Source organism: Ferruginibacter sp. (assembly GCF_049840995.1).
GTDB lineage: Bacteria > Bacteroidota > Bacteroidia > Chitinophagales > Chitinophagaceae > Ferruginibacter.
Genome location: NZ_JASGIP010000004.1, coordinates 754,201 through 775,041 on the forward strand (window position 1 = coordinate 754,201; position 20,841 = coordinate 775,041).

At 39.9% G+C, this 20,841-nt stretch carries 23 protein-coding genes; 5 read left to right on the forward strand and 18 right to left on the reverse strand.

Going from position 1 to position 20,841, the window contains the following annotated elements; translation table 11 throughout:
* Positions 1-127 precede the first annotated feature (127 nt).
* Positions 128-1,144, forward strand: coding sequence for a LacI family DNA-binding transcriptional regulator (locus tag QM738_RS13990; RefSeq protein WP_462277345.1), 1,017 nt, complete (start codon positions 128-130; stop codon positions 1,142-1,144).
* A gap of 5 nt (positions 1,145-1,149) precedes the next feature.
* On the opposite strand, the gene QM738_RS13995 is transcribed toward QM738_RS13990, so the two are convergent.
* The 6 genes from QM738_RS13995 to QM738_RS14020 form a co-directional block, all read right to left on the reverse strand.
* Positions 1,150-2,193, reverse strand: coding sequence for a LacI family DNA-binding transcriptional regulator (locus QM738_RS13995; RefSeq protein ID WP_462277346.1), 1,044 nt, complete (start codon positions 2,191-2,193; stop codon positions 1,150-1,152).
* Between the two features lie 381 nt (positions 2,194-2,574).
* Complete coding sequence (locus QM738_RS14000; RefSeq protein WP_462277347.1) at positions 2,575-3,483, reverse strand: helix-turn-helix domain-containing protein; 909 nt, start codon at positions 3,481-3,483, stop codon at positions 2,575-2,577.
* Between the two features lie 10 nt (positions 3,484-3,493).
* Entirely contained in the window at positions 3,494-4,018 is a 525-nt protein-coding gene (locus QM738_RS14005) for a hypothetical protein (protein WP_462277348.1), read from the reverse strand.
* A 20-nt stretch (positions 4,019-4,038) separates the two neighbouring features.
* Complete coding sequence (locus tag QM738_RS14010; protein WP_462277349.1) at positions 4,039-4,479, reverse strand: DUF2147 domain-containing protein; 441 nt, start codon at positions 4,477-4,479, stop codon at positions 4,039-4,041.
* Positions 4,480-4,510: 31 nt separating this feature from the next.
* A complete protein-coding gene (locus QM738_RS14015; RefSeq protein WP_462277350.1) occupies positions 4,511-5,326 on the reverse strand; it encodes an oxidoreductase in 816 nt (271 codons plus the stop codon).
* Positions 5,327-5,537: 211 nt separating this feature from the next.
* Positions 5,538-5,723: a hypothetical protein gene (locus QM738_RS14020; RefSeq protein ID WP_462277351.1), complete on the reverse strand. Its 186-nt coding sequence runs from the start codon at positions 5,721-5,723 to the stop codon at positions 5,538-5,540.
* Between QM738_RS14020 and QM738_RS14025 the strand changes: the two genes are divergently transcribed.
* From QM738_RS14025 to QM738_RS14035, 3 genes are read left to right on the forward strand one after another with little or no spacing between them, the layout of a single operon-like run.
* Positions 5,722-7,323: a hypothetical protein gene (locus QM738_RS14025; protein WP_462277352.1), complete on the forward strand. Its 1,602-nt coding sequence runs from the start codon at positions 5,722-5,724 to the stop codon at positions 7,321-7,323. The genes QM738_RS14020 and QM738_RS14025 overlap by 2 nt on opposite strands.
* A 5-nt stretch (positions 7,324-7,328) precedes the next feature.
* Complete coding sequence (locus QM738_RS14030; protein ID WP_462277353.1) at positions 7,329-10,109, forward strand: glycoside hydrolase family 31 protein; 2,781 nt, start codon at positions 7,329-7,331, stop codon at positions 10,107-10,109.
* A 21-nt stretch (positions 10,110-10,130) separates the two neighbouring features.
* Complete coding sequence (locus QM738_RS14035) at positions 10,131-10,856, forward strand: DUF6209 family protein (protein ID WP_462277354.1); 726 nt, start codon at positions 10,131-10,133, stop codon at positions 10,854-10,856.
* A 554-nt stretch (positions 10,857-11,410) separates the two neighbouring features.
* Here QM738_RS14035 and QM738_RS14040 read toward each other — a convergent pair.
* From QM738_RS14040 to QM738_RS14095, 12 genes are all read right to left on the reverse strand, one after another.
* A complete protein-coding gene (locus QM738_RS14040) occupies positions 11,411-12,124 on the reverse strand; it encodes a DJ-1/PfpI family protein (protein WP_462277355.1) in 714 nt (237 codons plus the stop codon).
* Positions 12,115-12,579, reverse strand: a complete 465-nt coding sequence (locus tag QM738_RS14045) for a DUF3291 domain-containing protein (protein ID WP_462277356.1) — start codon at positions 12,577-12,579, stop codon at positions 12,115-12,117. Before QM738_RS14045 ends, QM738_RS14040 begins: the two co-directional genes overlap by 10 nt.
* A gap of 21 nt (positions 12,580-12,600) precedes the next feature.
* On the reverse strand, positions 12,601-13,596 hold the full coding sequence (locus QM738_RS14050; protein WP_462277357.1) for an NmrA family NAD(P)-binding protein: 996 nt from the start codon (positions 13,594-13,596) through the stop codon (positions 12,601-12,603).
* A gap of 74 nt (positions 13,597-13,670) precedes the next feature.
* Entirely contained in the window at positions 13,671-14,414 is a 744-nt protein-coding gene (locus QM738_RS14055) for an isocitrate lyase/PEP mutase family protein (protein ID WP_462277358.1), read from the reverse strand.
* Complete coding sequence (locus tag QM738_RS14060; protein WP_462277359.1) at positions 14,414-15,202, reverse strand: NADPH-dependent F420 reductase; 789 nt, start codon at positions 15,200-15,202, stop codon at positions 14,414-14,416. Before QM738_RS14060 ends, QM738_RS14055 begins: the two co-directional genes overlap by 1 nt.
* Positions 15,203-15,260: 58 nt before the next feature.
* On the reverse strand, positions 15,261-15,617 hold the full coding sequence (locus tag QM738_RS14065; RefSeq protein ID WP_462277360.1) for a SnoaL-like domain-containing protein: 357 nt from the start codon (positions 15,615-15,617) through the stop codon (positions 15,261-15,263).
* A 19-nt stretch (positions 15,618-15,636) separates the two neighbouring features.
* Positions 15,637-16,050 carry an SRPBCC family protein gene (locus QM738_RS14070; protein ID WP_462277361.1) on the reverse strand — a complete coding sequence of 138 codons (414 nt, stop codon included), beginning with the start codon at positions 16,048-16,050 and terminating at the stop codon, positions 15,637-15,639.
* 16 nt (positions 16,051-16,066) lie between these two features.
* Positions 16,067-16,510 carry an SRPBCC family protein gene (locus tag QM738_RS14075; RefSeq protein WP_462277362.1) on the reverse strand — a complete coding sequence of 148 codons (444 nt, stop codon included), beginning with the start codon at positions 16,508-16,510 and terminating at the stop codon, positions 16,067-16,069.
* Positions 16,511-16,587: 77 nt separating this feature from the next.
* Positions 16,588-17,082: an SRPBCC family protein gene (locus QM738_RS14080; protein WP_462277363.1), complete on the reverse strand. Its 495-nt coding sequence runs from the start codon at positions 17,080-17,082 to the stop codon at positions 16,588-16,590.
* A 91-nt stretch (positions 17,083-17,173) separates the two neighbouring features.
* Complete coding sequence (locus QM738_RS14085; RefSeq protein ID WP_462277364.1) at positions 17,174-18,037, reverse strand: SDR family oxidoreductase; 864 nt, start codon at positions 18,035-18,037, stop codon at positions 17,174-17,176.
* Positions 18,038-18,079: 42 nt separating this feature from the next.
* A complete protein-coding gene (locus tag QM738_RS14090; protein ID WP_462277365.1) occupies positions 18,080-18,838 on the reverse strand; it encodes an SDR family oxidoreductase in 759 nt (252 codons plus the stop codon).
* Between the two features lie 84 nt (positions 18,839-18,922).
* Positions 18,923-19,714: an SDR family NAD(P)-dependent oxidoreductase gene (locus QM738_RS14095; protein ID WP_462277366.1), complete on the reverse strand. Its 792-nt coding sequence runs from the start codon at positions 19,712-19,714 to the stop codon at positions 18,923-18,925.
* Positions 19,715-19,860: 146 nt separating this feature from the next.
* On the opposite strand from QM738_RS14095, the gene QM738_RS14100 reads away from it, so the two are divergent.
* Positions 19,861-20,835 (forward strand): GlxA family transcriptional regulator, encoded by a 975-nt coding sequence (locus QM738_RS14100; RefSeq protein ID WP_462277367.1) that lies wholly within the window; start codon positions 19,861-19,863, stop codon positions 20,833-20,835.
* Positions 20,836-20,841: the final 6 nt, after the last annotated feature.

The following is a 20,841-nucleotide window of genomic DNA, read 5'->3' on the forward strand; positions in this document are numbered from 1 at the left end:
ATTTCTGTAATATAGTAAGTTGCTCAAACGTGGATAAAAATCAGTATGATCGGCAAATAGTCATGAATAATTTACAGTACAGTAATTATTATCAGGGGACCTGGGAACAATTATTTTATAAGTTCAAATGATAAACATACAACTTAAAGATATTGCAGAAAAACTGGGGCTTTCAATTTCCACCGTATCACGTGCGATTCAGGATAAGCCTGGGATAAGTATAAAGACAAAGAAACGCGTAATTGAATTGGCACAAATACTCAATTATCAACCTAATCCCCATGCCCGCAGTTTGCGGATAAAGAAAACCAAAACGATTGCAGTTTTAGTACCTGATATATCAAATCATTTTTTTTCATTGGCACTTAAAGGAGTTGAAACAATTGTACATAAAGAAGGGTTTAATTTAATGATCTATCAGACAAATGATGACTGGCTCATTGAAAAAAAAGTCCTTCACCTCTTAGAAACCGGGCTCGTAGATGGTATTTTACTTTCGGTTTCAATGAACCCGCAACACAATTATTCTCATATAAAACAACTGGTTGGCCAGATTCCTCTTGTTTTTTTTGACAGAGTGGTAGAAGACTATGCTGTTCCATGGGTGGTTTCAAATAATTTTATTAGTGCTTACCATGCTGCAACACACTTAACTGAAAAAAAATGCAAAAAAATCTACTTTATTGGAATTGATGGATCTATTTCTTCAATAAAAGAACGACTTAGTGGTTTTGAAAAAGCACTGGCTGATAAAAATGTCAAAAATGCTGAGGTGCAAATCCTTTTCTATGCAGATAACGATGAGGCTTACAGGGAACTGAAAACAATTCTTATAAAAGATAAGAAAGGGATAGCATTTTTTTGTTCAGTTGATCGTTACGCACTCCAGCTGTATAAACTATGCGATGAACTGGAATTAAATATTCCACGGGATATACGGATTATTAGTTTTTCAAACAATCCATACGCACAACTTCTTTCGGCTCCTTTATCAGTAATAGTGCCGCCTGCCTTTGAAATGGGTAAACAAGCTGCAGAAATGATTGTAGATTTAATAAACAATAAAAAAGTGGAGTCAAATCAGGTAATATTTACCAATGACATGGTGTTTAGAGTTTCTACCTCTGCAAGAAATCAGCATTAAAAGGGTTAAAGCTTTGATAGTTTTAATACTTCACTTTTTAAAGATGATTTTCTTATAACAAGTTGAGAATTGAGAACAATACTGTTAGTGTGGCTTATATCTTCAGCACCTGATAGTTGTTTAAGTAAATGTGTTGCGGCAACAACACCCATATCAGAGCCAGGGTAATTAATGGTAGTTAGCTGCGGCTCAACTATCTTACTAATGGCATCATTGTTAAATCCTACTATTGCTATATCTTCTGGTATCCGTATTCCTTTTTCTTTGAATACTTGTATACAAACAGCTGCCGTTTGATCATTCCCGGCGAAAACACCATCTGGTAAAGGTTGCATTTCGGCGATTTGGCGAGCTACAGCACTAATTGAATCATCATTTAGGTCATTGAGGAACAGATAATTTTCGTTAAAACGAATCCGATTATCTTTCAAGGCTGCCCGGTATCCCTGGTAACGTTGTTCGTAGACATTTCTTTTAAGGTTGGAGGTGATGTGAACGATCCTTTTACAGCCCTGTTCTATCAGATGTTGGGTAGCACTGTAACCAGCTTTGAAATTATTGATAATGATCTTGGTGCCTTTGCTATCTTCCTCTACCCGGTCAAAAAAAACTACGGGAATATTCCTTTCGAAAAAGGGTTCATAATGATCAAGATTTTGTGTATCAACCGCAAGTGCTGCCAGGATCCCATCAACCCTTTTATGATAAAAGTTACTGGCATTAGCTACTTCTTTCTCAAAATGCTCTGAAGAATGTCCTATAATAAGGTCATATTTAGAGAGAGCCGTCACTTTTTCAATACCTGAAAGAACAGATGAGATAAAATTACTATTTAACTGTGGTACGATTACACCAATTGTATGGGTCTTTTGTTGACGTAAATTGCTGGCAAAACTGTTATAGCGATAACCAAGTTGTTCTGCTTTTTCTACGATCCGCCTTTTAGTTCTTTCTGTTACAGCAGCATCATTGTTAAGAGCACGGCTTATGGTTGCTGTGGAGAGATTTAATTCTCTGGCAATATCATAAATAGTGATCTCTTTTTGCATGAAAAATGTAAGTAGTTGATATAGAGTATTTTTACTTCTTTCTAAACTTGAAGTTAAAACATTTGTTCCATAGAATTGAACAAATTTATCATGATTATTTCACCTTAAAGATAATTTAACTGATAAAATAAGCCGTAAAATTCATAAATCAACCTGATTTGGCAAACAGTGGTTGATACCTGTATTGGAAATCCTCACAGATTTTTTATATATTAATAATAATTATATATAATATTTGTTGAGCTCAGGAGAAGAAATTATTGGGAGGAGGCTGGATAACAGGAGAGCAATTGTTTTCTTAATAATTCTGTGACAATAAGACTTATATCAAAAGAAAGCGATTTTGTAAAATCTTACAATAGGCAATTATTAAGTAGCTGTTTAATTCATATTCCTAAATTCGAGCGGCGTCATCCCTGTTTTGGACTTAAATAATCTTGAAAAATATTGGGGATATTCAAAGCCCATTGAAAAAGCTAATTCGGCAACAGTTTTTCCAGAACTTAAAAGTAAATTTTTTGCTTCTTCAATGAGATAATAATGAATACGATCCTGCGCATTCATACCTGTTTCCCTTTTAAGCAGGTCACTTAAATAATTGGGTGAAAGGAAAACCTGGTCTGCTAAATCTTTGACGGTGGGTAATCCTTTTTCGCTCAGATCAGTTGATTGAAAACGCCGGGTTAGAATATCTTCAATTTTCATTAACATATCCCTGTTGGCATTCTTGCGTGTAATAAATTGCCTGTCGTAATACCTGGTACAATAGTTAAGCAACAGCTCAATATTGGAAACAATAAGTGTTTGACTGTGCTTATCAATATTGTCAAACAACTCTTCATCTATTTTTTGTACGATATTGTATAGTGTTGCCTTTTCTTTTTCTGAAAGATGAAGCGCCTCATTGGTTTCATAAGAAAAAAAGGAGTATTCTTTTATGGATTTACCTAAAGAAGTGCCCCTGATCAGATCCGGATGAAAAAACAATCCCCATCCAGATACGTCTGCCGTTTGTTTTACAGGTTCATCAAGTGTTATAACCTGCCTGGGGGCTATACAAACTAAACTGCCTTCCTGAAAATCATAAGATTGCTGCCCATATTTCATCTTATTGACACAAAAATTTTTGAACATAACGGAATAAAATCCCAACGTTATTTTCATCCCTGAATAAAATTGTTCCTGGTATTTTGAAAAGTCAACGACAGCTGCTAAAGGATGCTTTACATTTGAATGCGGAAGCATTTTATGCATATCCGAAATTGTCTCTATATGTGTAACTTTATTCATTTGCTTAATTTTAAAAAAATGGTTTCCCTGTTTCACTAATCGTATCCAAAATTACTTTATAATATATTTCTGCTCTTTCCTGAGAAAAATAATCTACTATTAAACCAGCAATAGCAAATATTGTAAGGCCAATGCCCCAGCCCTGAAGTGACGCGTTTTTTGTAAACCAGAAAATACAGAGTGTGACAATAAAAAACAATGTGGCTACAACTTTTGAAATGCTGTACATGTATTGAAAATCCTCTACACGCTTCTTTTCGGCTTGTATAAATGCTACTTTGTTAGTAATAAACTTTTGTTGAAAATTCTGTAAACGCTTTTGATTAGAAATATATAATGATCCACTTATTACAATATATATAAGACCTGCCGTAATTAAAGGCAGAATCAGCGCTTTGGCATTCAGGGTTACACCGAATTTCCAGAACAGCAATCCGCAAACTATTGTAAGCAGCCCAAAGATAAAAATCAAGATACTTTCAAAAACCTCCCCCTTTATCCATGCAGTGGTGTTATTGAAAAAATTAATAATCATGAAATATTTCTTTAGCTTAATTATTGATTGTAGGGATGGAAGGTTGCAGTTTGACCAAATAATGAGACGCCCATATAGCCTCTGAGATTTAATTTACCATCCTTGATCCATACTTTACATTTGTAAGTGTCGCCGGAAGGAGGGTTGTAAATCTTTCCACCGCTATATTCATCATCATCCCATTTCAGACCTGTTACATTGATAATTCCAATGATATTTCTTGTGCGTAAAGTCTTGTCCGGATTTTTACTGTCTTTTTTTGAAGTTACACCGTCACTTTCAACTATTTGGTTGCCCCATAATAGTCTGGCCTGATATTCATTTCCCGATTTAAAAAATTCGAGCTTGACATCTTTTTTATCTGACTCCCATTTACCTATAATTGCATTTTCGGTTGTTTGTGCAATTACTTTAGACGCAAACATAAGTGTTAATAAAACTAGTATCTTAAGTGATTTCATACTTTTTTCTTTAAATTTTAAATGATTGTTTTTACATCTGGCTCATTACTATTTTGTCAAATAGTCTGTCACCCAAATAAGTTCTCATCCAAACCATTGGCTTGGCAAATTTTCCAACCCTGTAACGTGTCTTGGGATTTTTACTGCTGACGATTTTACTGATAGTATCGGCAATCACGGATGGTTTTGAAGAACCATTTCCCTGAGCAGCTTTTTTCGTGCCATCAATAATTTTAGTCATCATACCACTATATGCACTTTGGCCTGAAATTTTTGAAAAGTTATTAATCAGGACAGAACCAAATTCAGTGGCAATAAAACCTGGCTCCAGTACCACTACTTTGATGTTGAATTGTTTTAATTCTAATCGCATGCAATCACTCAACCCCTCTACAGCATGTTTGCTGGCATGATACCATGCACCCATGGGGAAATACATTTTGCCTCCCATAGAGGAAGTGTTGATAATTATACCTGACTTTTGCTTACGCATTTGAGGCACAACTTTTTGGGACATGGCTGCGATTCCAAAGACATTTACTTCCATTTGTTTTCTAGCTTCTTCAAGAGATACATCCTCTACTGAACCGTATAGACCATACCCGGCATTATTCCAAAGTACATCGATCTTACCCTCCTTTTTTAAAATACTTTCTACAACATTTTGTATGTCATTTTCATTGGTTACATCCATTTGCATGGGATAGCCTCCCAATGATTTTAAATTCTGCATTTGATCAATTCTTCGTGCAACCGGGTAAACTGAATGACCTTCCTGAATAAGCTTTATGGCAGTTTGTTTACCCATACCGGAACTTGCACCAGTGATTAAAATTACTTTTTTCATTTTTTGTCGTTTTATTGTAATGCAAATTTCAGCCGGTTACAGGAGTTCCTGGTAACACAAATACCAGATGTTTGTATACTTATTCTCTTTTATTGGCAGCGTAATATCAAAGGGACTCTTAATTTTAGTCCAATGAAGGATGCTTTTATGAAAAACCCAATTAAGAAGTAGGCTGTTTTCAACAGTTTACATTTTCAAGGTGAAAACCCGTTTAAAAATTGCGGGAAACACCTGTTTTTTTCACACAGGAATTATATACTTTAGCCTTACCCAATAGTACCGCCCCTTTCAAACTGTTTCCACGATTCTTGCTACTTGGATCAATAAAAATACGCCCGCTATACAGCAGGGTGGGGAACATTTGACCTGATACCAGAACTTTAAAACCAAATGACATGACCTACCGTTTATCTGCCCGCTTATTGCCGGCCCTGCTGGCAATTTCATTGCTGCTGGCTAACTGTAAAACGCCCGCATCTGGTTCTGCTGAACAGGTGAGCTATCTTGATTTTCCGGATACGCTTTCACCGGTTACACCTTACGACGTGGATACATTACTGGAAAAAAAATTACTGGATAGTAATAAACTGCCCGAAGCGCAAAGGATATTTGATATTCTATCCTGGCAGATGTTTATTTCGCTGAACTGGCCCGTGGATGAACACGGTAAACCCATGCCGGAGATTTCGGATACAGGACACCGTGTGTGGGAAAAATGGAAAGAGAGTTACGAGATATTCCGGGAAGATGGCAGCAGGCCGCAGGGCTGGGCATCCGCAACGGAGTTGCCGGAAGAATTGCAGTCGAAGATGAAAGGAAAGGAAGATGCGGAAGTATTGTTTCGCACCAGTAAGTTTCCGGCTTTTGAAGAAGATAAATGGAAAAGGACAGGAAAGGGTAGAAGTGTCAACATGCCCGAAGATGAAGTGGACCAGGCTTTCACAGCGCCCATCTGGGACCAGAACGGTAACATTATCCGGTATGAGATACGACTCAATAAATTGGGCGTGGATTATATTATTAGTAATGAGCTTTACAACCTTGATGGCCAGATCAGTTTCAGTAAAATGGGAAAAACGGTGAGTTTTCCTTCTGGCTCCCGTAAAACAGAAGGAGTTATAGAACTGAAATTTGCATGGAAGATCATTGTTCCGGGAAAGGATTTTGAAGAACGCTATTTCACCAAACCAGCATGGGTATTGAATACAAAAGGAGAGCTGGAAAAAGTAACGGTGGGGCTTGTGGGAATGCATATCGCTGCTAAGACCAGTTCATCACCCCAGTGGATCTGGGCCACTTTTGAACAGGTGGACAACGTGGAGACCAACCTGTTGGAGCAGGTACATGGTAAGAGTCTGCGGCCTTCTTTTTATGACCCGGAATGCCTGACCTGCCCGGTGAATGTATTACCGGACAGCACGCTAAAGCCGCTCAAAAGCCAGATTATGCGGGTATTGCCCATTCCCGGTATGACGCAGGAGTTGAATCACCAGGTGCAGGCCCTCCTGAAAAAGAAAAATTCCTACTGGCAGTATTACCAGTTGATTGGTACCCAGTGGCCTACTGATCCTTCAGCACCTGCTTACCCATTGAATGCAACAGTGTATAAGCTGCCGGACGCGGTCACCAACAAATCAGGAGGCAAACCTGTTCCCACCTTTCTCACCAACATGGTGATGGAAACCTATTTCCAGGGTGGCACTATCGTCGGAGCAACAAAAGCAACATCCTATTATAATAAATACATCGCCAATGAACCGGCATTCTTCCAGATCGAAGGTGGTCCGCAGAACGTCGATACAGCAAATACCAGGAGACTGATCTTCGGTACCGAAGGCTGCGTCAACTGTCATTCATCGGCGAGTATTGCAGTAGGAGATACTGTCGTGGATGGGGTACGTACCCCAAAATTTGGCTGGCCGCGGACCGCTGATTTCGAGTGGCTGTTGCAGCGCAAGGCGCATTTTAAAACAACTGCTTCAATCATTAATAAATAGTACCTATGGCATACAAATTCGTTAACGTGAACGAGTTCACACCTAATGCAGGGCAATGGACACCGGTTGGTAACATCAGCGGATATACGCAATCAGGCAATGTGTTTACACTGCAATTGGAAAACGATCCTGCTTTAAAATTGATCGTCTCTGTATTATCTGCTGTATCATTCCGCATAAGATTTAACCCTGCGCCCAACTTTAATTACGCGGTGGAAACATCGGTAGCGGTGATTAATCGCAACTTAGGCCAGGTAGTGATTGACACTAGTGGCTCAACGCCTGACATGCTGGAGATCAAAACACCGCAGTTACGCATCTGTATATTTTTAAAACCATACCAGGTAAAAGTCTATAGGGGCAGCCAACTGATCAGCCAGGACATGCCTTCCTATAATATGGTGTATATCCCCGGCCAGGAAGTGGTGGCTAATTTCAAAGCCTATCCTGCAAATGCCAGGTATTGTGGTTTTGGTGAAAAAGCCGGCAGCAGCCTGCTGAAGAACAATTACACGATGACCTTCTTTAATTTTGATAATTACATTTACGGTTCGGGTATCATTCCTTCCGGTACGCAAGGAGGCCCTTTGAACCCGGCGGAACCATTATATGTTTCCATTCCCCTGTTGCTGGAAATAAATCCGCAGCCGCTGGATGAATACATCGGACCATCTTATGCCTATGGTATTTTCTTTGATAATCCTTCCCAGTCTTATTTCAATATCGGGGCCAGTGATTACTCAAATATGTTCGGAAAATATTATTACGGTGCGCTTTATGGCGATATGGATTATTATTTTTTTTACGGTGATGACGCTGCAGGGGTATTACAGCAATATACCACACTCACGGGAACTGCACCTATGCCACCCCGATATATACTTGGCTATCACCAGGGTGGCTATGGTTATTACAATAGTACGATCCTTTCTGCAGTGGCAACTGCCTACCGCAATGCAAAAATTCCGATTGACGGCCTTCATATCGATGTGGACTTCCAGAATAACTACCGCACATTCACCAGCAGCAATATCAAGTTTCCGAACGTCGCACAACTGATGAATGGCTTACATGTTGCCGGTTTTAAATGCAGTACGAATATTACGCCATTAATGAACGATTACCCATTGGACGAAACGGGCAACCCCGTGCCCTACACGCAGCGGGAAGCAATGCTGTCGATAAACGGCTTGATTTTCAATACAAGAGCGGGTCAGGCACCGGATCCGGCGCTCTATGAAGGAACGGTTTCCTACGGTGTGAATCCCGGTACCAATCCCTTCCCGGTATTTCCCTCTCATCCCAATAATGATGGCTTGGTACCCTTGGGTGCTGCAGGCAATTACCCGGACTTCAGCCGGAAGGAAGTGCGGGAAAAATGGGGAGAGCAGTACCAGCACCTGATCAACGAAGTGGGGATGGACATGATCTGGCAGGATATGACCGATCCCGCGATATTGAATAAGCCCCAGAATACTTTCCCCCTGGATCTGCAGGAGGATAATGGGCAGGGTAACTTTGTGCCACACGCGAAGATCCACAATGCTTATGCACTTAATTTGCTGAACGCTACCAATGGTGGACTGAAAAAATTGAGACCAAACAAAAGACCCTTTATTATTGCCCGGGGCGGTTACGCAGGAATGCAGCGTTATGCCGCTTTATGGACCGGGGATTCTGCCTCCAGCTGGGATTTTTTGCGCATCAATATTCCCGAAGTACTCAATATCGGTTTATCTGGCGTGCCTCTGAGTGGTTGCGATATTGGCGGTTTTGCAGTATCCTCAGATCCTGCAGGAACCACCACCGACTTTTTTGCGCAGAACGGCAAGATAGTGGGTGGTATCACCAATTATGAACTGCTGACAAGATGGGTGCAGCTCGGGGCATTTTTACCCTGGTTCCGTAATCATTACAATGGCTACAACAAACAGTTCCAGGAAATTTATGCCTATGGGGAGCCGGTACCAACCAACTGTCGTAAATACATAGAATTGCGCTATAGACTGTTGCAGCTCTTCTATGACGCTCTATACGAGTGGAAACTGAGCGGTATGCCAGTAGCAAGGGCACTATTCCTCAACGACGGCCATGACCAGGGAGTATATGGTCACCTGGACGACCAGTTCTTTGTGGGCAAAGATCTGCTGGTGGCACCTGTATTGACGCAGCATGAATCCCTTGCTGCACCAACAGTTCCTTTGCGGGACGTATACCTGCCTTCCGGCAGCAACTGGTATTCCTTCATGGATAATAAATATCCCCTTGAATCTTCTGTGCCAGGTGGTACACTAGTGACCGGTTATTTTGCAGGACTGGATAGGGTACCCCTTTACGTCAGGGAGGGGGCAATCATTCCCACGCGGGAACTGGAACAATATGTGGGAGAACTGAAGGTGAATCCGTTGACGATAAATATTTACCCGGGCAAGGACAGCAGCTATAAACTTTACCTTGACGATGGGATCAGTACAGAGGCAGAGCTGGAGAATAAATACCGGTACGTACAGATCGATCAGCAGCAATCCGCGAATACAAGGAGAGCAACATTTACAAGATTGACCGACAATTATACGCCGGATGAGAATTACTATTTCATAGCATTCCTCGGTACCGAAGCACCAAAGCAGGTCTCAATAGACGGAAACAATATCCCGAATGTTTTCTTCCCTGCAGCACTCCAGCAGTCACAACAAAATAGTTATTACTGGAACAGCAATATCGGGATTACATTTGTAAAACTATTCGATAATGCGGCAGTGCTCCGGGTGGAGGCTGATTTTTAAAATAACAAATAAGATACAACTATGGGACATATCATATTTACAGCAGACTTTCATGAAATCATCCGGGGAAAGCTCTCAGAAGAAAAAGAATCAAGAATAGCTTATGATCCCCTGCGCCTGGTGGCGGGAAAACCAGCAGCGCAACAACTGTCAGACCCGGGTTTTCATTTTAAGGCAAACCTGGTATTTGAACCATCAGGAGCAACCATTGCAATACCACTTGTATCAGAAACAGGCAGGCTTGAAAACCTAGTGGAACGTATAGACGGAACCGGGAGCATGTTATCGGGTACTTTCGTTATACCTGTAGGCACAGAAGAGATCAGTGCCTGGGTGGAAATGACCACTTCATCAGGTCAAATGGAATTTGATAGTGACTTCGGGAAGAATTTTCATTTCCGGATCGCCGAAAATGATCTGCAGGTTTTATCAGTGGAAATTAATAACACTAACGACCAATTATCCTCTGTATTAAATATCCAGGTGAACTCGGTACAAGCAATTGAGAAAATGTTGGTAAGATACCGGATCGCAAACAGTAAAGAGCCTTATTCTGAATTTGTCGCTGAACTGGTACCTTCTGTAGAAAATGAGCAAAAGAGGTGGATCGGAACTGGTATTCAACTACCGTCGGATGCGGTTATTATGTACGAACTGATCTATTTTGTAAATGGAAATAGGTTCAAGGTGGAAAACAACGGTAAATACTTTATTGCGTCTGCCGGTGATATTGTTTCATTGAAATAATTACTAAACTCTAAAGCAAATTATAGACTCCAAGACATAATTTTTTATTAGCTTTTAATTAAAATATATAATAGGTTGCTTTTATAAAACTTATTAGGAATAATAAATTAATTTACTAGCTCGAAAATTGCATGGACACCATCTTCCAAAAGTTTAAGATCCCTTAAAATATGGGGTATATTATTATAATATTTCAGCTTAAATGTCGCTTCTTCGTCTATATAATTTTCGCATTGAGTAAATGTTTTAAGTGATTGGATGGTAAGTGGTGGATGTTTCCTTAAATCTTCCTTGCTTTTAATATAATTTCTGAATTGTTCAGCAATATTTTTTTGTTACAAATTTGTTTTTTTTCGTTTTTTAAAGTAAACGTTGAAACTGCAAAAGAAGTCTTCAGGAACAAGCCGGAAAACAGTTGACAAACTAATGTATGATGTGGTCTGTTCTGATGTGAAGGCTTTCAAGGAAGTGTTTAAAAAATGCAATTTGTCAACAATTGAGTATTGGGGTGAATATAATATAGAAGCTATTGCTTAAAGTGTGGTTCATTTCATTTAAGACAGTATGTTTCTGCCTCTAAATTTCATTAAGGCTGGCAGATTTTTTGCAAAGTCCGTAAAGGACAAGTCTTTTTTAATATCTACATTCATTACTTTTTTTGCCATTGTATAAATCTCTTGAGGTGTATCTTCTATTAAATTAATACCCAAAGGCGGTTCAGGAAAATATTCAATCAGTAGCTGATAAGATCTTGCTTCATCAATGCCTGCAATCTGCGATGCGATATACAAAGCCATATCAATGCCCGCCGAAACACCTTGTGCAGTAATAATTTTACCTTCCTGTATAAATCTTTTGTTGGAAGGAATGGCGCCATACTCCCTTAATAAATGTAATGCGGCCCAGTGTGTAGCAACTTGTAAACCTGCCAGGAGCCCTGCAGCTGCTAATATGAAAGATCCGGTGCAAACACTTGCCGTCCAGATAGTGCTTTCATGAATCTTTCGTATCCATGCTTTAATGGTTTCTTTTTTTATTTCTCTTACAAAACCAATAACAGAGCCGGGTATAAGTAAAATATCTGCTGTTGAAATTTCTGAAATATCATATTCGGCAATTAATTTTAAAAAATGGTTATCAGAAACGATAACACCTTTTTCTTCCGCTACAAATTTTACATTGGCTCCTGGTAATTTGCTCAGTACTTCATAAGGCCCGATGGCATCCAAAGCAGTAACACCGTTGTATAAGAATATAACTATTTCCATGTTGCAACCGGAGCATTGAATATGTTTTTAAAGTCAAACACTTTTTCAGTAGCGCCGTTTTTCTGCAGGTAATCCAGGTTATCAATGGCTTCCTCCACAGTGGGAAATTTACCTGCAGGTGTCCACCACATGGCGGTATACAATTTTCCAAAACGATGAAACCATTCCCTGCGCCGCTTCATAAAATCGGCATGCCATGTGTTGTACATAAAATCCCGGAGCGTCTCTATATCTTCCCAAACAGAAATATTAATAATAACTTGTTCGTCATTAAAGGGATTGAAAGCTGTCGCGTTATTACTGTCATCTTTAAAGCGCCAGATAAACCCGGGACTGTTCTCTGCAAGCGCATTTACAGCATCTAAATTATCAACAAACTCTTTCATAACCGGGTCGTTGATATTGATGCCTTTCATGCGGGCAATATTAATTTCTGCAAGCTGGTATTGATTCATAAATTATGCAATTGATTTTGTTCATGCATTGTTGGCTGTTAAAGAAAGATACAACCTTAAAAAAGCGCCCTGTAGCTTTGAAAAAAATGAAGGTTTTTTCTCATTATTATAGGCCGGTAGAAATTTGTTTTTGGCAAATTCCTCCAATGTAGTGGTAGTTGTATTTGCTGCTGTACGAATTTCTCCATGAACTTTGGAAGCATTAATCTTTTCATTTGTTTCTACTAACAATTGAGCAACATTGGCGGAGATGGTTCCGGAACTTTTAAGTCCCTGTATCATTACAGACTTTGGAAACTTTATGTATTTTAACGAAGGTTTGCCAATAGCTGTACCTAATATTTTAGTAACCTCTTTCATGGAGTAATCTCTTGGTCCCTGCAAATAGTGTATGTTTTTGCCTGTAAAATCAAGCACAGAAAGATAATGGGCAGCCACTACACCAATGTCTTTACTATCAATACAGGGAAATGAAAAATCAGCATCTATTGAAAGCCCGTTAATCCCTGCCATTTTTATTAAGCCAATGTTGTAAATAAAGTTGTCCATAAACCATACGGCTCTCAGGTGTACTACATGTAAACCTGTTATTTGATTGAGTAATTGCTCCATTAAATAACAACCGTAAATGGTGCCCGATTTTTCGGCGAGTTCCGCACCCCAGCTACTTAAAAAAACTACGTGCGTTATACCGGCATGTTTGATGGCTGTTACTATATGTTCATTGTTTTTTCGTTGTTCTTCGTGCAGATCTGGCGAAGCAGTGTCCCCGGGCGTAAGTATAAATGCCGCTTTAGCATTTGTAAAAACGGTGTTCATAAAATCCTGCTCTTCTATGGCACCTGTCCATATCTCAGCGCCCTTTTCTTCCAGGGGCTTTAATTTTTCTGTATGCCTTGCTACGGCCCGTACGGCAATTCCTTTGTCAAGCAAATGGCGGGCAACAACATTGCCCACCCTGCCGGAAGCTCCCAGTACAACTATTGGTCTTTCATGATTTTTTATGGCGGTATTCATTGATCTGTTGGTATAAATTTTTGGCGTACCTGTTGCATAGAAACCTCTCTTACTATTGATGTAAAAACACTGCTTTAAAACAGCGCGTCAAATGATTGCTGCGTACTAACTTTCTTCACCAGTTTATCCAACTGATTATAGGATGCCTTGTATAAAAAAACAGCCATACTAATCCTTTTTACGCCACAGGCTGCCAATGATGGTATAGAAGAAAGTTTGGGTGTACCCACTACATTTAAAGGCAGTTGAACAGCTGAAGCGATGGCTTTAATAACAACAGGATCCGAAACCGCCGTTACAAATAAACCATCCGCCCCGGCATCCTTATAAAGCTTTGCTCTTTTTATGGTTGTTTCAAGCGGTGCGTTAACCTTTAATAAAAAACCGTCTGTTCTTGCATTGATGAAAAGCTGTTGATTGTTTTTTACCAAATGGTTTTTTATAGCGGACAGTTTTTTTAAATAGATGTCTTCCCCCTGCGCATCTTCCAGGTTAATGCCGGCTACGCCAATATCCACAAGCTGTTGGATATTGCCGGTTAACTCTTGCAGGTCATCTGTATATCCTCTCTCCAGGTCAACTGACAAAGGAATATTTGTGCCGGCTTTTATTCTTTGTATCATATAAAGCAGTTCACTAAAGGGCATTTTTTCGCCGTCTTCATATCCCAATGAATTGGAAATAGCACCGCTTGATGTACCGATTGCTTTATAACCATTTGCTTCAATTACCTGCGCACTTTTTACATTCCATGCATTGGCAAGAATGAAGGGTGTTTCCCTATGATGTAATTCATAAAATGTTTCGTAGTGGGACATTAAGTAGTTTTTAAATAAGTAAGTTTTTCGGGCCGGCCGGTCTGCGCTACAGCCGCTTCCAGCGATCCAAATTGTTGTATGGCAGCAGCGGCACCCTGCATCATTTTATGCCGGTATTCTTTTATCATAGAATAATCCGACTGCTGCAGTAAGTTGGTGATTGTTTCTTTACCAGTATCTGCGCAATAAGCAGGCGCCCCTGGTTGCAACTTCCACGAGTTGGATAAAGGTCCTGCATCTATTGTATCAAAACCAAAAGCGTTTATTATTTCCGACAGCCTGTCTTTATGCGCATTGTCATCGCCGGCAACGGGCATGCACAAACGCCCTGTTGTATTTTCCGGCAGCCCACGCGTAGCAAAACTCAAAGCAGTCATGCAATTAAATGCTTTTATTACCGGGTGTCCCAATTGCTGCGATACCCATTCGCTTTCTGTTAGCCCATTTTCTATGTCGGGTATTAAAGGGTCACGTACCGTGGGAAAATAATTACAGGTATCAATCACCATAACATTTTTTTCAACCCCCGATAAAAAATGGAGTGGAAGTTTTACAACAGCTTTTACGGGCAATGCAATAATGATGATTTGTTTTTCCCGTATCACTTCTTCCAGCGTTACGGCAGTAATACCTTTTTTTTGAAAAGCATAGGCAGCAAGTGTTGCCGGTCCGCGGGAATTGGTAATGGAGACTTGACAACCCAGCCATGCAAAATATTCTGCCAGCATACTACCCATGTTGCCTGCGCCAATAATACCTACCTGCATATTTAATTTTCGTGTATTCATTTACTTTAGGTGTTGTTCCTGTTTAAAGCCAGCGGCATTGTAGCCGGCGATAACCGGGTTAGTAAAAAAACTGTTCTGAAATAATTTTACCATCTTTTACCTCGTAAACAATCACTTCATCCATTTTTACCCTTCCGATATCTTCCACCTCAATATCCATTCCCCTGCCTATTGAAAAATGATTACCGGCAACCACGGGAGCGGTTGTGTATGTTCCGTGCAACGCGGTTATTTTGCTTACCCATGCTTCGCCTTTTTGCCGTACCGGTCCTTTTCCTTCGGCATTTTTTAAATGGGGAGCATGTGGAGGTTCTATACTGATTACATTATCTGCGAAAAATTCATCCTGTATGTCAAACCATTTTTCCTGTTGTGCAAGTTCATTAAACCGAACTGCAATTTGTTGTGTAGTCATTGTAGTGATTTTTTATTTTTTAAGAAGGTGATCCTGTACCTGTTTCGCAATAGGATTTTAAACTCATCATAAAACGGGCCCAGGTATAGTTGCACTCAGCATAGAGGTCTGTAACAGCCCGCCAGCCGTTATGGTCAAAACGTACAATGGTTTTATTATTATCCTTTGCCTCCAGTTCAAAAGAAATAGTGGTGCCTACCCACTCGCCTGTAGAAGCGATGATTTCCCATTCCACTTTTTTATTGGGAACAAGAGTAGAAATCTTCATCTCATTTTTTACTGTGCCGAAAACAAACACATTTACAAAACCTATTTCCGGTTTTGCAACGGTTTGTTTGGCCCACCAGTTTTCTAAACCCTGTTGGGTTGTGATGGCATTGTAAATATTATCCGCGGTACTGTTTATTACCAATTTGTGTTTGATATCTGTCATGACTTTTAATTTTATTTTAAAATACTTTTACGCCTTTGCCTGTTGTAATAAAGCTAAGCAGGCTCTGCTCTATCAAATCACCCCATGCTCCTGCGCAGCCACCATAACATTCAAATGTTGGTACCAGCCCGTAATGAGTAAAAGTGACCTTTGTTTTTTTGCCTTCCGTACTAATATCAAATTGTAATGTAGTATTCGTCCATTCGTCTTTTTTAGCAACAAAACTCAAATTGCTTTCTGTGACCAGCCATACTACTTTTTTGCCAGGTATTAATTCAATTACTTTTTGTTTTGAAAAATGAACACCGGGTACTTCATAGGTAAACTCTTCATTTAGTTTATCTGTGTTGCCGGTAAATTCACCCTGCCACCAGCCGCGGGTATTATTGATTGCTTTAAATACTTCTGCTGCTGATTGATCCACCAGGATTGATGTTGTAAAACTTTTTTTCTTTTCCATATTACCTGTTTTAGTTTGTTTATGCGATCGTGTACATTGTTGCATTAATGCTGCAGTAAGGCAGCTGCCAGCTTACCTTATATTACCCCGGACTCTTTCAATTTTTTCTCAGTTTCAGTTTGTGGCGCACCCGTTTTATTCGGTTCACCTTCCCCTGAGGTTATATATTTTTTTAAGCTGCTTTGTATGTAGTGTGTCCAGCCTTGATTGCAGGCCTCATAGCACTCATATTCGGGCACTAAACCTATATGGGTAAAAGTGAGCTGGGTTTTATCTCCTTGTTTGGATATATCAAATACAATTGTAGTATTCACCCATTCGGTTTTATCCTGTGTAAAATTGAAATCATTTTCAAGTATTTGCCATACCACTTTTTTATTCGGAACCAGTTCCAGTACTTTTACTTTACACTTATGGATATCCTCAAAATGATAGTCAAAAACATCATTAACCCTGTTGGTATTACCCTCTATCTCAGTTGACCACCAGGCAAGGGGATTGTTAATGGCATTGTATATTTCTTCCGGTGTTTTGTTTACTAAAAAAGTAGTTGTAAAATCCTGCGTTGTCATAATATTCGTTTTATCTTTTGAATGATTTTGTTTGTTGAATAACTATGCGATTCTTATAATGATTAGTTTTAAATTTCTTTGGCATTAAAAATCAACCCAACATTTCCTTCATGCCAAAAGCAGTCAAAAAGTGCCCGAACTGCTCTTTCACTTTTGTGTTGGCTATTTCAGAAAATGAACCGGTAACCGGATCAACAACTGTTCTTAAAGGCCTTTTGCCTTTGGGTGTATCAATCAGTTTTACAATGGCATCGGCAACCAATTGAGGATCTGGTTTTAAGGCTTCAAACATTTGGCTGATACCTGCGCCAATCTGTTCGGGCACTTTTGCCAAATCTCCATATCCTTCCAATACCGAAGTATCAGAACCTGTGGCTGTTTTTCCGAATATCTCCGTTGGAAATGCACCGGGTTGAATCAGCACTACGTCTATGCCTAATTGTTTTGTTTCATAGTGTAAGCCTTCTGTTAAACCTTCTATCGCAAACTTGGCTGTGTTATATGGCGTTTGAAAAGGAAAAGAAAACCGGCCTGCCACGCTGGAAATATTAATGATCAAGCCATCTCCCTGCGTACGCATATGAGGTAAGGCTGCCCTTATAATTCTCCAGGGGCCTGCTACATCCACATTCAGTATATTGTCTAAATCTTCTTCTGTAAATGATTCAGCAATGCCAACAGCATAGATGCCGGCATTGTTTACCACCACATCAATCCTGCCTTCTTTTTTAATAATGGTTGCAATGGCATCAGTAATAGATTTCCCGTCTGTTACATCCATCTCCACTACCTGTATGTTTGCCTGTTGTGTTAAAGCTTTTGCTTTTTCTGCATTACGGCCTTTTGTGTCACGCATAGTGGCATATACAGTATGCCCTAAAGCTGCACAGCTGTTGGCGGCCAGCCAGCCAAAGCCGCTGTTTGTTCCTGTTATTAAAATGACTTTTTGTTCCATGATCTATTATTTTTCTATTTACTAATGAAATTTATTTTACAGTTATGACATAGTAGGAATATGACTTATGCCACCATCAATTGCATATTCAGCACCTGTAATGAACGAGGCTTCATCAGAAGCAATAAACAGGATGAGTTTTGCAACATCAGCAGCAGATCCCAATCGTTTTAGTGGAACCCGGTGTTGTATTGCTTTTGCCATAGGAGCCAGCTGCGTCATAGGCAAACCAATTTTTTCGAAAATGGGTGTTTCGATTGGTCCTGGGCTTACTGCATTTACTCTTATTCCTTTAGGTGCCAATTCAAAACTTAGGCTACGGGTTAAAGAATTTACAGCTGCCCGTGTACTATTGTAAACTGATGTACCTTCAACTGATGCCGTTGTAGCTCCTAATGCAGAAATTAGAATAACAGAAGCATTGTTATTAAGGATCGGCAGAAATTTTTGAAGTGTGAAGAATACGCCTTTAAGATTTACATTGAGAATAAAATCATAATTTTCTTCTGATACCGCTTCAAAAGGGACCACTGAAAATATTCCTGCATTGATAACGAGAATATCAACTTTACCCAGTTGTTTCCTGCTGTTGTCAATTAAATCATCTATATGAGAAAGTTTCGACTGGTCGGACATTATACCGATTGCTCCTAATTGATTTGCTGCTTCTGCAACAAGTTGCTCACTTTTTCCTGTGATAAGAACTTTTGCACCTTCTTTGATAAATTCCTGCGCTGTAGCGAAACCAATACCGCTATTACCACCCGTAATTACGGCAACTTTGTTGTCTAATCTTTTCATTGTATCCTTTATTTTATTATTGTCAAGCGGCACTTTTTTAATGTATCACTGCTGTCGGCTTATTTATTTTGCCATCTTTTTCTTCTAATCCGCGATAGCACCAAAACTCATATTCACAATGGTACCGGCCATAGCACTTGCATGGCCGCAAGCCATGAAGGCAGCAACTTCTGCCATTTCCTGTAAGGAGGGAGAACGCTTAAGATGATTTTGCTGTTCAATCATGCCCCGGAATTGTTCACGGGTAATACCATAAGCATTCGCATGAAGACCGTGTACTTCTTTGATCGTATCACTGTCATACATACCCTGTGGACGAAGTCCTAATACTCTAACACCATGCGGACCAAACTCTGCAGAAAGATTCCTGATTAAAGCTTCTTCTGCCGCCATTGCTACCGCTACGCCTCCCATAAGCGGTATGGCTACACGGGATGGAATGGAAGTAACGGTCATGATTACCCCAGCACCTTTTTTATTCATATACCTGCCTGCAAGGCGGGCTGTTAAAAAATTAGACTGTATATGTGATAAAACGGGCGCCATGAATTGTTCCAGTTCAAGGTCAACCAACGGGACACCCTGCAGTTTGGTATTACGTAGCCCAACTGCATTGAAGGAAATATCGACAGCTCCTGTTTTTTCTATTACCATCTGGAGATGATGCTCTATTGCTTTTTCATCAAGTGCGTCAACCTGGGCGGCTTCAGCAAAGCCGCCACCGGCATTAATTTTATCGGCCAGTTTATCAATAACTGCTTTATTACGACCGGTGAGAAAAACCTTTGCTCCTTCCCGTGCAAAAGTTTCGGCAACCGTACTTCCCACTGCTCCCCCGGCTCCGTAAATGATGGCTATTTTGTTCAACAATATCATAGTTATATTTTTTTAAGTGAGTAAACTTTCAGAATTGTAAAACAAAATTAAAGTCTTACCAAGGCAGTAAAACGGTGTGAAATGGACTTTTTGCCGGGTTGATTTGGACATCATCTCATACTACCTTTGTGCAAAAAATAATTGCAATGAAGCACGTAACCATCGTAGTTCCGCAAGGCAAATCAAACCTGAGCAGTATAGCAGGCTCCTATGAAATTTTAAATGGTGCAAAAGCACATTGGAGAAGAATGGGGCACAGGCCGGTATTGGAAATTTCTATAGCCGGGTTTGTAACAGAACAAAAACTGGATGCCGGTTTTTTCTCTATTCACCCGGCAGATATTTTAACCATTAAGAAAACAGACCTCCTGATAATACCTTCTGTTTCTTACGATGATAGTTTGATTAGTGATAATGCTGAATTGATTAACTGGATAAAAGAACAATATAAAAACGGGGCTGAAATAGCAACCATGTGTTCGGGTGCATTTTTATTGGCAGCTACGGGGTTGCTGGAGGGAAAGACATGTTCTACTCACTGGAATGTAGCGGATAAATTCAGGAAACTTTTTCCCGATATTAATTTACAGACCGACAAGTTGATTGCGGTTGATAAAGGCATATACACTAACGGCGGCGCCTACTCCTTTTTAAACCTGGTGCTTCTTCTGGTAGAAAAATATTTTGACAGGCCTACAGCGATTTACTGTTCAAAGATCTTCCAGATTGATATGGACAGAACATCCCAATCACCTTTTTTTATTTTCCAGGCGCAAAAAAATCATGGTGATGAGATGATATGCGAAGCGCAGAATTATATCGAGGAAAACCTAAGTGAAAAGATTTCCTTTGAAGAACTTGCCTCAAAACTGGCCACCAGCAGGAGGACTTTTGACAGGCGTTTTATAAAAGCCACTGGTAATACACCCGTAGAATATTTACAGCGGGTAAAAGTAGAAGTGGCTAAAAGCACGTTAGAAAAGGGCAGGAAAAATGTAAATGAAGTAATGGATGAAGTAGGCTACTCGGATGATAAAGCGTTTAGAGAAGTTTTTAGAAAAGTAACGGGCATGTCGCCGGTTGAGTATAAAGAGAAGTATAACAAGGAAGCAATAAGCTGACAGTGC